General features: G+C 47.4%; 16 protein-coding genes. 13 read left to right on the top strand and 3 right to left on the bottom strand.

Annotated features, from left to right (window positions below):
- Positions 1-178 precede the first annotated feature (178 nt).
- On the top strand, positions 179-1,312 hold the full coding sequence (locus LFE_RS03605) for a class I SAM-dependent methyltransferase (protein WP_014448913.1): 1,134 nt from the start codon (positions 179-181) through the stop codon (positions 1,310-1,312).
- On the opposite strand, the gene LFE_RS03610 is transcribed toward LFE_RS03605, so the two are convergent.
- From LFE_RS03610 to LFE_RS03620, 3 genes are read right to left on the bottom strand one after another with little or no spacing between them, the layout of a single operon-like run.
- Complete coding sequence (locus tag LFE_RS03610) at positions 1,309-1,662, bottom strand: c-type cytochrome (RefSeq protein ID WP_014448914.1); 354 nt, start codon at positions 1,660-1,662, stop codon at positions 1,309-1,311. The two genes, LFE_RS03605 and LFE_RS03610, sit on opposite strands and share 4 nt — an antisense overlap.
- A complete protein-coding gene (locus tag LFE_RS03615; protein ID WP_014448915.1) occupies positions 1,659-2,279 on the bottom strand; it encodes a YajG family lipoprotein in 621 nt (206 codons plus the stop codon). Before LFE_RS03615 ends, LFE_RS03610 begins: the two co-directional genes overlap by 4 nt.
- Positions 2,280-2,299: 20 nt before the next feature.
- Positions 2,300-2,725 (bottom strand): hypothetical protein, encoded by a 426-nt coding sequence (locus LFE_RS03620; RefSeq protein WP_014448916.1) that lies wholly within the window; start codon positions 2,723-2,725, stop codon positions 2,300-2,302.
- On the opposite strand from LFE_RS03620, the gene LFE_RS03625 reads away from it, so the two are divergent.
- From LFE_RS03625 to carB, 12 genes are all read left to right on the top strand, one after another.
- Complete coding sequence (locus LFE_RS03625; protein WP_014448917.1) at positions 2,715-3,215, top strand: DUF2127 domain-containing protein; 501 nt, start codon at positions 2,715-2,717, stop codon at positions 3,213-3,215. The genes LFE_RS03620 and LFE_RS03625 overlap by 11 nt on opposite strands.
- An 8-nt stretch (positions 3,216-3,223) precedes the next feature.
- On the top strand, positions 3,224-4,423 hold the full coding sequence (locus tag LFE_RS03630; protein WP_014448918.1) for an MFS transporter: 1,200 nt from the start codon (positions 3,224-3,226) through the stop codon (positions 4,421-4,423).
- A gap of 131 nt (positions 4,424-4,554) precedes the next feature.
- Positions 4,555-4,995: a CBS domain-containing protein gene (locus LFE_RS03635; RefSeq protein WP_041774762.1), complete on the top strand. Its 441-nt coding sequence runs from the start codon at positions 4,555-4,557 to the stop codon at positions 4,993-4,995.
- Entirely contained in the window at positions 4,961-5,509 is a 549-nt protein-coding gene (gene tsaE / locus LFE_RS12965; protein WP_014448920.1) for a tRNA (adenosine(37)-N6)-threonylcarbamoyltransferase complex ATPase subunit type 1 TsaE, read from the top strand. The genes LFE_RS03635 and tsaE overlap by 35 nt, the downstream gene beginning before the upstream one ends.
- Before the next feature lie 14 nt (positions 5,510-5,523).
- On the top strand, positions 5,524-6,018 hold the full coding sequence (locus tag LFE_RS03645; RefSeq protein ID WP_232502560.1) for an HIT family protein: 495 nt from the start codon (positions 5,524-5,526) through the stop codon (positions 6,016-6,018).
- 77 nt (positions 6,019-6,095) lie between these two features.
- On the top strand, positions 6,096-6,797 hold the full coding sequence (locus LFE_RS03650) for a hypothetical protein (protein ID WP_014448922.1): 702 nt from the start codon (positions 6,096-6,098) through the stop codon (positions 6,795-6,797).
- Positions 6,798-7,017: 220 nt separating this feature from the next.
- Positions 7,018-7,563 carry a bifunctional pyr operon transcriptional regulator/uracil phosphoribosyltransferase PyrR gene (gene pyrR / locus LFE_RS03655; protein ID WP_014448923.1) on the top strand — a complete coding sequence of 182 codons (546 nt, stop codon included), beginning with the start codon at positions 7,018-7,020 and terminating at the stop codon, positions 7,561-7,563.
- Complete coding sequence (locus tag LFE_RS03660; RefSeq protein ID WP_014448924.1) at positions 7,560-8,531, top strand: aspartate carbamoyltransferase catalytic subunit; 972 nt, start codon at positions 7,560-7,562, stop codon at positions 8,529-8,531. The genes pyrR and LFE_RS03660 overlap by 4 nt, the downstream gene beginning before the upstream one ends.
- A complete protein-coding gene (locus tag LFE_RS03665) occupies positions 8,518-9,837 on the top strand; it encodes a dihydroorotase (protein ID WP_014448925.1) in 1,320 nt (439 codons plus the stop codon). The genes LFE_RS03660 and LFE_RS03665 overlap by 14 nt, the downstream gene beginning before the upstream one ends.
- Positions 9,834-10,919, top strand: coding sequence for a glutamine-hydrolyzing carbamoyl-phosphate synthase small subunit (carA, locus tag LFE_RS03670; RefSeq protein WP_014448926.1), 1,086 nt, complete (start codon positions 9,834-9,836; stop codon positions 10,917-10,919). Before LFE_RS03665 ends, carA begins: the two co-directional genes overlap by 4 nt.
- Before the next feature lie 4 nt (positions 10,920-10,923).
- Complete coding sequence (locus LFE_RS03675; protein ID WP_014448927.1) at positions 10,924-11,907, top strand: radical SAM protein; 984 nt, start codon at positions 10,924-10,926, stop codon at positions 11,905-11,907.
- On the top strand, positions 11,900-15,130 hold the full coding sequence (gene carB, locus LFE_RS03680) for a carbamoyl-phosphate synthase large subunit (protein ID WP_014448928.1): 3,231 nt from the start codon (positions 11,900-11,902) through the stop codon (positions 15,128-15,130). The genes LFE_RS03675 and carB overlap by 8 nt, the downstream gene beginning before the upstream one ends.
- Positions 15,131-15,138: the final 8 nt, after the last annotated feature.

Raw genomic sequence — 15,138 nt, forward strand, 5'->3', positions numbered from 1 at the left:
GGATCGACAAAAGTTCCACACACCGGATCTCTTTGCAGTGTTGAAGTCTGTAAGACAGGAGGCTTCTGGTTTGTTTTTGGGCGCAACATCTTCAAGAAAATCAGGAATCCCGGAATGAGCAGGAGAAAAAACAACAGTCTTATAAGAAGCATTGAACCTCTCTATGGAGCCAGATGATATGGCGATTCAGACAATGACTTTTCGGGACTTTATGGAATGGTCCCTGCTAGATCCTGAAATAGGATATTACACCCATCGGGCAAAAATTGGTTTTACAGGAAATGATTTTGTAACGGCTCCGGAGGTAAGTCCTGTTTTCTCCCTTTTGATATCAGAGCAGATCATGGAACTTGACCGGTACCTCGAGAATCCCGAGAAATTTTATCTGATTGAGGCAGGACCCGGCAATGGCACTTTGATGCGTTCAATCTTAACTTATCTGAGGCTGATTGATTCCCATCTGTTTGATCGAGTACATCCGATCCTCATTGAAGCGAGTCCAGTTTTAAGACAATTTCAGGAAAAACAGTTGTCGGGGCTTATGTTAAAAAATCCTCCGCTCTGGATGGACATGCAGACCCTTTCATTATCAAACATTGAGGGGGTTATTCTTGGAAATGAATTTTTGGATGCACTTCCTGCACATTGGGTTAGCATGACCAATGGGGAACTGATGGAGATTCATGTTGAACTCGAAAAAGATGGAATTGTGAAGAAAGTCCAGAAGCCTTTGCTCAACCCGGAAGTCAAGAATTATTTTGATTGGATAGGTGTGCAATTGCCGGAAGGGTGCGAAGCCGAGATCTCCTTGGATGCAATTTCCATTCTGGAAAAACTCGATTCAGTCATGTCCCGGGGGTTTATGTTGTGGATCGATTATGGAGATCGTTCGGCGGAGAAGTATTCAGAAAGAAGAAATCGTGGAACGCTCAGGGGGTTTAAGGGACATCAATTGATTGATCAGGTTCTGGATCATCCTCCAGGCAGTATTGACCTGACGGTTCATGTCGACTTTACCGGTGTTTTGAAGCGTCTTCTGGAACTGGGCCATCGTCTGGAGGGGTATAGCGACCAGATGTCGTATCTGATCGCTCTGGGAGTTGAGCAGGTTCTTGAAGAGAATCGATTAAGTGAAACGGAAGCACTTGCTGCAGCGACCCTTATCCACCCTCTGCAGATGGGTCGGATTTTCAAGGTATTGCTGACTTCAAAGGGAGTTAAGCAAAAGGAAAGACTGAAGGGCTTTCCCAGGGAAGCCCTTCTTCCTCTTTTGCTTTCTGATCATGAGTACGAGAAGAAAGACCTGATTTAGTTCTTTGCTGGTATGTTCGACAAGATATAGCTGGTAACAGCATCTGCCTCGTCTGTGGAAAGGTAGTTTTTTCCGGTTTGCTCCATATAACGATTCATTTTTTTGACAAGGATTGGCCATTGATCCGGAGTATGGGATTTGAAAAGAGGGAGAGTATGGCATTGGACACACGACTCTTCAAACAGTGTTTTTCCGGATGCGAGAGGGAAGACCCTCGAGGGTTCTTGTTTCATTTCATGGGTGCCCTTTTTTTCCGGAAGTGAAATCAGGATAGCAAAAGCCACCAGTGCAAAGAGGGCTGTTACCCCAATGGCAGTGGAGTTCTTCATGGGAGGTGTAATCGGACTCATGAAGACTCCTTTGCTGTTCTGATGATAACGGGAATGAGCTCGTTTTTGATTTCATCATCGACCATCGCTCCAATCAGCGCGGGAGGAATATGGCGATGAAAGAGCGCATCCGGTGTGGGTGATTGGTGCCGGGTAATCGTCCCTGACATTGATCGGGTCGTTCCATCGGATGAATGAGTGATGATTTTGTAACTCAAGATGACAACCGCTTTTTGTCGGACATTGAGGGGAACTGCATCGACCCTGTCTTCAATCTTATCGATGGAAACCAAAACAGACACGGGATGGTTTGTGGTTTTTGCCATCTGTACGGAAATTCCCTCTTCGACCAAGGCACGCTCCAACTGTTCCTGTACGCTTTGAGGCAAGGATTTCCTGACCAACAGATGGGACCGGCTTCCCAGTGGGTGAAAAAGTGTTCCGAGCCTTTTGTCACTTCCATTGTCCTTGACAGGAAGCAGCCAAACGGAAATTTGTGGTGAAGATTTTTCAGGCAGGGCAGATTTTGGAAATTTGAGTCCTTCGACAACGACCGGGGGTTCGAGAGAACTTGCGCATCCGGACAAGAAAGAGATCATACCTATTGCAACTGCTCCCAAAATGGTTTTCTTTTTCATGGCTGATTTTTCCTTAGGGTTTATTTTTCTGGAAGCACCTTGATGGATCCATCATATTCACTTTTTTGGTCTTTGGGAGGATTCAGCCAGAGAAGCTTGATGGCATGGATTCCCGAAGTTAAAGGCGGAAGGTCTATAGCAGCCCGCTTTGTTCTTGTTATGTCGGATATTGCAACTGCCTTTCCATCAATGTCAACTTCCATGCGGTAAAATTGGTCGTTGACAGGGGATTGGGGAAAGAAAACTTGAATGGTCATCCTTTCGTTTTCTTTAGCGGGTGAGGGCCAAACAATTTTCAGACTTTTTTGTTGTGATTGGGCCAATCCGTTTTCATATTGTAGAAAAAGTGTTCCCAAAAAAGTGATCATCAGAACAGGTCGCATTTTCTGGCGGAACTGATTCGACAGGTTGCTGGCCCTTTGATAGAATGCTTTCATGTTGATCAATTCCTCTTCCCCTCTTTTTTTAAAATACATCATTGCGGAACGCATTTTGAAGGGTTCTCTCGTACTGGCCTTGGGAATTGGTGGACTTTCCCTTGTGCCGCTCGATTTGTCAAGTCTTGTCCAGAAGGCAGGGATGACTCTGCATATCGATCTGGATAGTCCATGGCTAGATTACCTTATTCATGCATCTGGCAGGGTGAACCCTGTTGCGCTTAAATTGGTCTCTTTTCTGATTGTCTGTTACGGGATATTGAACTACTTTGTCGCATGGGGGTTGCATCGCCGATTCAGATGGGCCGAGTATATGACGATCATTGAAATCTCTGCGCTGATACCTTTTGAAGTTTATGCCATCGATCAGAAATTCTCGTTGTTCCGATTGGCTGCCTTTTGTGTGAACATCCTGATCGTCTGGTATTTGCTCAAGAATCGCTCTCTCTTTCATTCAATGTCAAAAGACGCTGAGCCCATCCTTCCCCCTTCGGTCTAAAGAGTTCATTGCTCATTCTCCTGTTTTTCTCCAATTGTCTCAACTATCTTGATCGACAGTTATTTCTTTCCCTTCTTCCAGCGATGAAGAGTCTCTACCAATTGAGTGACCCTGTCATTGGTCTCCTCTCTTCCTCTTTTACCTTGGCCTATCTGGTGGCAGCACCCTTGGCAGGCCTTTGGGGAATGCGATTGAGCATGGAAAAATTTCTTGGGTCTGGGATCTTGCTTTTTTCAGTTGGTATGCTGGTCTCTTCCATGGCTGAACATCAGTGGATGCTTTTTGGGGGACGGGCGTTGACCGGATTCGGAGAAGCGGTCCTTTCAACGATGGGACCTGTATATCTATACAATCTTGCATCGTCTTCAAAAGGGGCAAAGCTCGGCTGGTTTTATCTTGCCATTCCATTGGGCTCTGCTCTTGGATTTGTTTTGGCAGGGATACTCATCTCGAAGATGACTGTTCAGCATATTTTGTTGATACCTGTTCTTCCGGGGACCTTATTCGCATTGATCTTTATCCTGCGGAAGGAAGGTTTGGCGGCCATTCCCTCTCCCGATCCTTTTTCACTGAGAGATCTTTTAGCGTGGAGACGTTTTCTTGCAAGTTTTTCCAAGTCAGACAAGGATATGGTCTTGATTAGTTTCGAAATTCAGACACTGGTCACTTTTGTTCTGGGCGGAATGGCCGCCTGGATGACTTTTTATTTTATCAGAGTGAAGATGTTTCCTGTCTCGACGATCGAGTCTTTGACAGGAGGAATGCTTCTGCTGGGAGGGATCGTAGGCATGCTGGGCGGAGGAAAACTTCTGGATCGAGAAATCCGGAATCACCCAGACAGTCCATTTCACTGGCCAACCCTTTTGGGGCTCTGTTCAGCTTTATCTGGAGTATTGATTGTGCTTGCGGGAAATTCACTGGTTGTATGCTGTTTCGGTTTGCTTCTGGGGATTTCCGGAATTTTTCTGGTATTTGTACCCCTTAACTGGATCCTGCTCTCAAGGAATACTTCACTCTCCCCGGCCGTTCTGATCGGTATGAGTCTTCTTGTTTCTCATCTTTTGGGAGATCTTCTTTCACCATCCCTTATTGGAGAAATGTCCCAGTATTGGGGACTTTCTGTCGCCGTTGAAATCACTCTCGTTATCCCGCTTGTACTGGCCATCATCCTTTATACGGGATATGCGAGAAGATTCCGGAGTGTATGAAAGTCATGCTTGGGCTTTATGTCTTTTTGGCGGTTCTTCCAATGGAAAAGATAATGGCCTTGGTGTAGTATGGATTCAATAACAGCACATTCTGGTCTTTAAGGAGGGGTTCATTGGTCGCAAAGGATTTGATGTCTAGCAGTGTTATTTCAATATCTCCTGAAGCCTCCCTGAGAGAGCTGGCGGATCTTCTTGTCCTTCACCGGATTAATGGGGTGGTTGTGTCAACTGCTCCGGGTGGTTTTCTGGGAGTTGTGGGAGAGCACGACTTGATTCATCACGAAAAGCCTTTGCATATTCCGACAGTGATTTCACTTTTTGATGCTTGGCTTTTTCTGGAGCCTCCATCTCATTTGAAAAAAGAAATCGAACGTCTTGCCGCAACACAGGTTGGCGACATCTATCAACATAACCCCCCCGTAGTTTCTCCAGAGGCGCAAATCGCGGACATTGCCGGGATCTTTGAAAAAACGGGGGTCGATATTTTGCCCGTTCTGGAAAAAGGAAAGCTTGTGGGAGTGATTGGACGAGGGGATCTTGTTCGAGCCATGGCCGATGGTGAAGCAGACTGAATCTTGTGAATGGATCCTTCCCGAGTCCTTCCAGACTTTCAAGATAGGGGAGTTTTTCGGAGAGGGTGTTTCTGCGGGAACACTCATTCTGTTGTCGGGGCCAACGGGAATCGGGAAGACAACCTTTTGCAAGGGGGTTGCGGTCGCATTGGGCATAGAGGAAGTCCTGACAAGTCCGACATTTCTCACCTGGCAGTTTTATGAGGGAGGGAGAATTCCTCTCTTTCATGGTGACTTGGACCGTTTTTCAGGAAGAGCTTCTGAAGAATTTGAATGGGCTCTGTCTGAAGATGCAGAAAAAAAACTGGCCGTTGTTGAGTGGGGTGAGAGAGTTTCACAAAAAACCAGGGGTGTTTTTTCGACAACGATCCAGATTTCTTTTTCATGGTATGGTGACGAAGAGTATCCGGGACGAAAAATCTCTCTTTTCAGCCATTCCTCTTCTTTATCAGCGACAGACCTTGAACGTGAATTCAACCTTTTTCTGAATGACGGGAAGCGATGGAAGGCTTGAGCGCACCTTGGAGAATGGAATATATTAAGAAAAATGGTGAAGTTTCCCCGAAGAGTGATTGTATTTTGTGTGATCTGGGAAAATCTGGTGTAGCAAGGGATCGTCTTGTCCTTTTTTGCGGAAAAGACTGTTATATCGTTTTAAATGCATTCCCTTATACCAGCGGTCATCTGATGGTTGTTCCCTACCATCATGCCGGAACGTTTTCGGAACAGTCCCAGTCAACGCTCAGCGAGATGATGTACCTGCTGAAACATGCAGAAAAAATTCTTTTTGATGAATATCAGCCCACAGGATTCAATATGGGGGTGAATGTTGGCCGCACTGCTGGCGCAGGGATTCCTGGACATTTGCATTCTCATTTATTGCCAAGATGGGATGGCGATACCAATTTTATGACATCCATTCATGAGGTTCGTGTCCTTCCGGAGTCTTTGTTGATGACTTACGACAGGCTGTTGCCTGCTTTTTCACGGGTTCCTCAAATGGATGTTTGTGTCCAGAAGTAGAAATTTGGCCTGTACACTGTGGAGTGTGAAACGCATCTGTCTTATGATTGGTTTCCATGCAATTTGAAGGAGCTGAGATGAAGATATTGAGAGTGATTATGTCTGTTCTGGTTTTTCAGTTGCTGGGGAACCTGTTTTTTCAGCAGACAGATGCCCAAGCTTGGGTTGTTGCCGGAAAGCCGGATTATCCGGTTGCTCCTGTCCACAAGAAACTGGCGGCTATTTATACGGAATATGCGGTATTGGCAAAGGAGATGGATGACGTCCTCTCCGAAAAAAACGTTTCTCGCAAAGATTATGCTCCCTGGAGAGCCTCCTGGGAAAAGAGAATGATGCTTGCGGAAGAAAGGCTTCATCAACTCTACCCTTATTTCATGCCGATCAACCAGCATCCATGGACCCGTGAGGCCGCTGTTTTTACCAATCTGCAGGGGGTGAGGGAGTGGCTTTGGACGGTAGAGCAGGATGAAAACAGTATTGTTGATGGCAAGCCAAATTTCGATATCGAAAATGGGAAAATCTATAAGCGTAATATTGATATGTATCGGGGCTTCATGCTGAAAGCCGGAACCATATTGACCGGGGGTCCCTTTTACGGTAATTTCTTCAAGGATACTCAGGCAACCATTTTGGCAAATTACTGTGTTTATCCTGAAGTGCATGAAGATGGTTCGACCCATATGACAAAACTTGTCAAGCCCTCATTTCAGAAAATGGGGCTTCAAAATGGTTTGGCGATGGAAGGAAAGGGACAGGCTGATGGATCTCCTTCCAAATAGGGGCTGATTTTCTTCGATATCGTAAGCTTGAGTTGATTCCTTTTCGTTCTTGAAGTGAGTTGTTCTATCCTTTTAAATCCAGGACTGAGAGCCTGGGAAAGGGTCCTGTGAAAGTCTCTTCTGTCCGATTATCCCTGTTCTTTTATTCGCAGAACCTTCCTTTTCTTTTTCCTACCGGATTTCTTCCAAAACAACCACATCTTATGAGATCGGGGTCTCCATGAGCCCACAAGGTGGTCAGCGTGTCCTTATGGATTCAGGCCAGATAGGTCGTACGATTCGGCGGATGGCTCATGAAATCCTGGAGCATAATCAGGGGACTAAAAACTTGTGTCTGGTCGGGATCCTTCAGGGGGGTGCCATCCTCTCGCAAAGGATCGGAGCGGTCATCAAAAGCATCGAAGGGATCGCGCCACCAATGGGAACACTGGACATTACTCTTTACAGGGATGACCTGGCCATTCGCTCCGCTCCGCCGTTTTTGAGAGAAAGTGATATTCCATTTTCCATTGATGATAGCAGGATTGTTTTGGTGGATGACGTTCTTTATACAGGTCGAACCGTCCGTTGCGCCCTGGATTTTTTAATGGATCTCGGGCGTCCGTCTTCCGTTCAGCTTGCGGTCCTGATTGATCGGGGGCATAGGGAACTTCCCATTCGAGCCGATATTGTCGGCAAAAGCATTCCAACAAGCAGACAGGAAAAAGTGAGGGTTCTTTTCGAAGAAGATCATGAGTCGGTCACTCTTGTCAGGATGCCATCATGAACCTTTTCTTACCAGCCCATACTCTTGAAAAAAAACATCTATTATCCATTTCGGATCTGTCTGTTCCTGAGATCGAAGGAATTTTCCAGACGGCGGATTCTTTTCTGGACCTTTCTTCAAGATCCGTCCGAAAGGTTCCCTCTCTTCGGGGGAGGATTATCGTCAACTTGTTTTACGAGGCATCAACGAGAACCCGGACATCCTTTGAAATCGCCGGAAAAAGGCTTTCTGCTGACGTCATCAACATAACGACAACCCAGTCGAGCGTGGTTAAGGGTGAAAGTCTTCTGGATACCGTGCGGACCATAGAAGCTTTGGGCGCTGATGGTATTGTCATCCGTCATTCTTCATCAGGTGTCCCCCAGTGGATTGCAAAACAAGTCGGTTGCCATGTGATTAATGCCGGGGATGGCTTGCGGGAACATCCGACACAGGCTCTTCTGGATCTTTTTACAATCCAGAAAAGAAAAAAGAATTTGTCGGGATTGACCGTTGCGATTGTGGGGGATGTCCTTCATAGCAGGGTTGCCCGTTCAAATATGATTGCCATGCAGATGATGGGGATGAAGGTCAGGGTTGTGGGACCACCAACACTGATACCCAGAGAAGTTCAAAAATGGGGCGTTGAAGTTTTTCATAATCTGCGGGAAGGCTTGGAGAAAGCCGATGTCATCATGCTTCTGAGGCTTCAACTTGAGCGACAGGCATCCGGCTACATCCCTTCCATTGAGGAGTATTCCCGGCTGTTTGGCCTATCTCCGGAAAAACTCTCCTGGGCAAACCCGGATGCGATTGTCTTGCATCCGGGGCCTGTCAACAGGGGGATCGAGATACAAGGGGAAGAGCTGTTTTCAGACCGTTCAGCTATTTTGGATCAGGTTCATCACGGCGTGGCTATCAGAATGGCCATCCTTTACCTTTTAATGGCCGGGGGACGACCCGAGGAGGAAAATCGTGCACCAGCGTGAAGGGAAAGGATCCTTTCTCCTTAAAAATGTCCGAATGTTTGATCCTGCCCAACAAGTAGACCAGTTCGGAGATATCCTGGTTCTGGAGGGCAGGGTCTCTCGTTTTGGTGTTGTTTCTGATGTGTCTCCTTCCATTCCTGTTCATGATGGAGGTGGAGCGCTTCTTGTTCCGGGGTTTGTCGATGTTCATGCGCATTTCAGGGAGCCCGGATTTGAATATAAGGAAACCATCGAAACGGGATCGAAAGCCGCTGTGTCAGGGGGATTTACAAGTGTTTGTGTGATGGCAAACACGAATCCGGTGAATGATCACCCCGATGTTACAAGAGAAATGATTCGCAAAGCCAAAGAGGTTGGTTTATGCAGAATCTTTCCGATTGGTGCTGTCTCCATCGGGTTGAAAGGGGAGAATCTATCCGAAATGGTTTCCCTCGCCCAGGCTGGCTGCATCGCTTTTTCCGATGATGGATTGCCTGTTCGGACAGCAAAGCTGATGAGAAGGGCCCTTGAGTACTCCACAATGACCGGCCTTCCAATCATCGATCATTGTGAAGATCGGGAACTCTCAGATGGTGGGGTCATGAATGAAGGCTGGGTCAGTACAACCTTGGGACTGAAAGGAATCCCGAATGCCTCTGAAGATGTTGTCATTGCAAGAGACATTGAGGTTCTTCGCCTGACGGGGGGCAAGCTTCATATTGCGCATCTGTCAACAGAAGGCGGTGTCCGGCTTGTTCGTCAGGCGAAAAAGGATGGTTTGCCTGTGACAGCAGAGACTTGTCCCCATTATTTCTCGCTCACGGATGAGTCTGTCAGGCATCATCATACCAATGCGAAGATGAACCCCCCGCTCCGGCAGGAAGCAGATAGAAAAGCGGTTATCAAAGGGCTTTCCGATGGCACGATCGATATGATCGCAACGGATCATGCGCCCCATGCCTCTCACGAAAAGGAACGGGAATTTGATCAGGCACCTTTTGGTATCATTGGTCTTGAAACAGCTTTCTCCATCGGATATGAACTTGTGGAGAGCGGGGAACTGAAGCTTGAAAAACTGATCCTTCTGATGGCGAATCATCCGGCACGCCATTTTAATCTGCCTGTTGGAGAAATCCGGATTGATGGACTCGCTGACTTTGTCCTTCTGGACTTGTCAAAGCGTCAGAAAGTCGAAAAAGACTTTTTTCGATCCAAAAGCAGAAACTCTCCCTTTTTAGGATCAATGATCGGGGGAGAGGTCAAAAAGACTTTTATGGACGGTCGTCTTGTCTTTGACCGATCGGACGATCAAGAGGTGGGACGATGAAATCCTTTCCTCCTATTGTTCTGGTACTGGAAGATGGGATGATTTTCCCGGGCCAGAGTGTTGGAGCGCCAGGGACGGTTTCAGGTGAAGTCGTTTTCAATACGGCGATGTCGGGATATCAGGAAGTTCTCACGGACCCTTCCTATGCAGGTCAGATTGTTGTGATGACATCACCCATGATCGGTAATACCGGTATTAATGAGATTGACGGGGAATCCTCGAAGATTCAGGTCTCCGGTTTTCTGACCACCGTGATGTGTCATCAACCATCTCATCATCAATGTACGAAAACCCTGCCGGACTATCTTGTGGAACAGGGAGCTGTTGCGGCTCAGGGAATTGATACCAGGTCACTCACCCATCACTTGAGAAAAAAAGGTGTGCTGAGAGGTCTCCTCACCACGGAGATGGATGAGCCGTCACGGCTGATAGAGCGTGCAAGCCGGATTCCCGCCATTGAATCGCTTGATCTTGTGCGCCAGGGACTCTCCTTGAATGAAACTCTTAAACGGTCATATACCTCAGGACTCGAAGTGGTTCTTATCGATTTCGGGGCCAAGGGTTCGATCAAGAAATGTCTGGAGGATCTTGGCGTAAGGGTTCGTGTTGTCCCTCCTGATACAAGGGCCCAGTCCATTCTGGATGATCGTCCCGATGGTGTTGTTCTCTCGAATGGACCAGGGGATCCAGCCCGTTTGACATCGATTATCGGAGAGGTCAGGGGGCTTCTGGGTCGCCTGCCGATCCTGGGGATCTGCTTGGGTCACCAGTTATTGAGCCTGGCAGTCGGTGCAAAAACATACAAGCTTCCCTTTGGTCATCACGGAGTCAATCATCCGGTTCTGGATCTTCAAACCGGAAAAGTTTGGATTACCTCCCAGAACCATAATTATGCTGTTCTGGAAGACAGTCTTCCTGACGGGTGTGAACCGCTTTACAGGAGTTTGTATGATGGGTCACTGGAGGGTATCCGTTTCTCCCGGTCGCCAATCCTGTCCGTTCAATTCCATCCGGAAGCAGCACCAGGCCCCACAGATGCTTTTCCAATTTTTTCAGAGTTTCTCGAAATGATGAAGAGGTAATATCTTGTCATTTGATCCCTTTGATCCTTCGATTATCCGCAGTGAACATTGGAGACAAAGGGCTGTCCTTGCATGGGAAAAGTACCGTTGCTGCACTGTCTGCCCCAGAAGCTGCAATGTTGACCGTATCTCCGGTGAGACGGGGACATGTCGGACAGGTGTCAACATCTCCCTTTCCGCGGCAAATCTTCATTTTGGAGAGGAGCCCTGCATTTCCGGCGTCAGAGGTTCAGGGACTGTGTTTCTGACCTCATGCAATCTTTCCTGCGATTTTTGCCAGAACTTTCCTATCAGTCAAATGGATTATGGCAAGGAAGTCACTTTTGTGGAGCTTTCCAATCTTTTTTTAAGCCTTGAAAAAAGAGGCGCGCATAATATCAATCTGGTGACACCGAGCCATGTCGTTCCCTCTCTCCTGATCGCTATCATCGTTGCCCGCGAGGCGGGGCTTTCGATACCGATCGTTTATAACTCCAACGGGTATGATGATGTGGAGATGTTACGTCTGCTGGATGGAATGATTGATATCTACCTGCCTGACATGAAGTATTCTGATGATCGCCATGCAAGGCGCATATCAAAGGCTGATCGTTATGTGACATTCAACAGGCTTGCCATTCTTGAAATGTTTCGACAGGTTGGGCCGCTTGTACTGGATGAAAATGGAATGGCCAAAAAAGGCCTTCTGATTCGTCACTTGATTATGCCAAACGGAATCGGGGGTCTTGAAAAGACTGCGTCTTTTATTCGGGAAAATCTTGGGAAGGATTCCGCGATTTCTTTAATGGCCCAATATTTTCCAACAAACCGGGCTTTAAAAAATCCGTCCATAAACCGCCCGATCTCGATGGATGAGTATGAGAGCGCAATGGAGACCCTTTTTTCCATGGAGCTTCTTGAAGGTTATATCCAGGAAAATGAAGAGACATTTGATGAATTTGACAAGACTCCGATGACATCTTCGGGCCAGGAGAGGGAAATTGCCTAAACGTACAGATATTCGAAAAATCATGATCATAGGCTCGGGTCCGATTGTTATCGGTCAGGCGGGAGAGTTTGACTATTCGGGAACCCAGGCGATACAGGCCCTGAAAGAGGAGGGCTACATTGTTTCTCTTGTCAATTCAAATCCTGCAACGATCATGACGGACCCCGATCTGGCAGACAGGACCTATATGGTGCCATTGACTGTGGAGGCATTGGAGCGGGTTCTTTTAGTGGATCGTCCTGATGCCATTTTGCCAACCATGGGCGGTCAGACAGCCCTGAATCTTGCCGTTAGCCTTTCTGACCGCGGGACGCTTGCCCGCTTGGGAATCCAGCTTATTGGGACCTCTGTTGACTCCATTCGAAAGGCAGAAGATCGGGGACTCTTTAAAAAAGCTATAGAGAAGATAGGGCTGAACAGTCCTAAAAGCTTTGTGGTTCACTCTCTTGAAGAGGCTAATCTGGCCCTTTCCTCGCTTCCTTTTCCTGTTCTCATCAGGGCCTCTTTTACATTGGGAGGAACGGGGGGAGGAATCGCAAGAAACAAGGAGGAGTTTGAGCAAAAGGTTTTGACAGGTCTTGATCTGAGCCCGGTTGGAGAGGTCCTCGTGGAAGAGTCACTTCTGGGATGGAAGGAATTCGAGCTTGAAGTTGTGAGGGATCGCGCGGATAACTCCATCATCATTTGCTCCATTGAAAATCTTGATCCCATGGGTGTCCACACAGGCGACAGTATTACGGTTGCACCCGCGATGACGCTCACTGACAGGGAATATCAGTATCTCAGAAATGCGGCGATTGCGATTCTCAGGGAAATTGGTGTGGAAACCGGGGGTTCCAATGTCCAGTTCGCTGTCAATCCGGAGTCAGGAAGAGTTCTTGTGATCGAAATGAATCCCAGGGTCTCGAGAAGCTCAGCCCTGGCATCGAAGGCGACAGGATTTCCCATTGCAAGGGTTGCCACAAAGGTCGCAATCGGATATACGCTGGATGAAATCAAAAATGATATCACGAAGATAACGCCTGCAGCGTTTGAGCCAAGCATTGACTATGTTGTGGTCAAGATCCCCCGCTTCCATTTTGAAAAATTTGCGCAGGCCTCAAGAGTCCTTGGACCCCAAATGCAATCAGTAGGGGAGGTGATGGGGATAGGTCATCACTTCAAGGAAGCTTTGATGAAAGCCCTCCGCTCTCTTGAAAATAATCGCTCGGGTTTTGTATCTCAAGCTCTGCCAGAGAACCCGGTGGAGGCTGCGGAGATGTTGAAAGTATCCCTAGACGATCGCATCCACCGAATCGCCGAAGCCTTTCGACAAGGGTATTCCGTGGAGAAGGTTCACGAATGGACCCGGGTGGACCCCTTCTTTCTGAACGAGATTCTGGAGCTTGTTCATCTTGAAATCGAAATATCCGAACGTTGTAACGAGCCACTTGCCCTTTTTCCGGATGACCTTTTAAGAAAAGCCAAAAAAGATGGGTTGTCCGATCGCAGGATTGCCGAACTTTTACAAAAAGAAGAAACGTTAGTCAGGGAGATGCGTCAACGGAGAGGAATTGCGCTCCAATATCGCAGGGTGGATACATGTGCTGCTGAATTTGATACAACGACTCCTTATCTGTATGGGACCTATGCCGGAGTCGATGAGCGGGAGTTCCCGGATTCGCAGAAAAGAAGTGTTGTCATCCTTGGATCAGGTCCAAACAGGATTGGTCAGGGTGTCGAGTTTGATTATTGCTGTGTTCATGGGGTGATGGCTGCTCGCGAGATGGGGTTTGATGCTGTCATGATCAATTGTAACCCCGAAACAGTCTCTACCGATTTCGATATCTCTGACCGACTGTACTTTGATCCACTCACAAGCGAGGACGTTCTCGGAATTCTGGAAGAAGAGAAACCATTGGGTGTTGTTGTTCAGTTTGGGGGTCAGACCCCTCTCAAGCTTGCATCGATCCTCGCAGAAAAAAATATTCCCATCCTGGGGACATCTCCTGAAATGACCGATTTGGCCGAAGATCGGGAAAGATTCCGTGATGTCATCCAGGACCTGGGGCTTTTACAACCATTAAGCGCTCTCAGCCATTCCGTCGGGGAGACGTCCGATGTTGTCAGATCGGTCGGATTCCCTGTCCTGGTTCGTCCATCTTATGTATTGGGTGGAGAAGCAATGGAAGTTCTCTATGATGAAGAGGATCTGTCGGCATATCTTAACAGGGCTGCCAATCTGGATTTTCGTTTTCCTCTTCTGATTGACTCTTTCCTTGGTCAGGCAACCGAAGTGGATGTGGATGCGCTATGTGATGGAAAATCCGTTTTCATTGGCGGTATTCTTGAACATATTGAGGAAGCCGGTATCCACTCTGGCGATTCTGCCTGTTTTTTGCCACCGATGAACCTTTCTGAAAAAGTTCTTCAAATATTGAAAGAGCAGACGATCAAGCTGGCGCTTCGGCTTTCCGTCAAGGGGTTGATGAATATCCAGTTCGCTGTCCAGAATGAAAAAGTCTATATCCTTGAAGTCAACCCGAGAGCATCAAGAACCATTCCGTTCATCAGCAAGTCAATTGGCCTTCCCTTGGCCAAAATCGCAATGAAGGTTATGCTTGGAAAGTCATTGTCTGATTTTGGACTTTCTCATGGTGAGGTTGCCGTAACTCCATTCGTTTCGGTCAAGGAGGCTGTATTCCCATTCAAGAAATTTGCTGGGGTCGATACAATCCTGGGCCCGGAGATGAAGTCCACCGGAGAGGTTATGGGGCTATCCCGCAGCTTTTCAAAAGCATTTCTGGATGCTCAGGAGGGAGCGGGGATGAATCTTCCCAAACAAGGTCGTGTTTTTGTCAGTGTGGCTGACAGGGATAAACCAGCTATCATTGAAATCTGCCAATCGCTTGCTTCTCTGGGTTATCAGCTTGTTGCCACTGGTGGGACTCGTGACGTACTGCTTGCTGCAGGTATGAATGTCGAGCATGTGAATAAGGTGAAAGAGGGTTCTCCTCACATTGTTGATGAGATTGCTGATGGTAAAATCGCTCTTGTGGTCAATACTGTGTCCGGTAAAAGTTCTCAAAGAGATTCTTTGTCCATCCGAAGGGAAACACTTGCGAGAAACATTCCCTATTACACGACAGTGGCTGGGGCTAAAGCCTTGGCCTTGGCTCTTCTTGAAGCCTCAAACCGAAATGTTCTGGAAGAAGTGATTTCTTTGCAAGAGATTCGTCGATAGCTCTCTCT

The sequence above is a fragment of the Leptospirillum ferrooxidans C2-3 genome, from assembly GCF_000284315.1.
GTDB lineage: Bacteria > Nitrospirota > Leptospirillia > Leptospirillales > Leptospirillaceae > Leptospirillum > Leptospirillum ferrooxidans.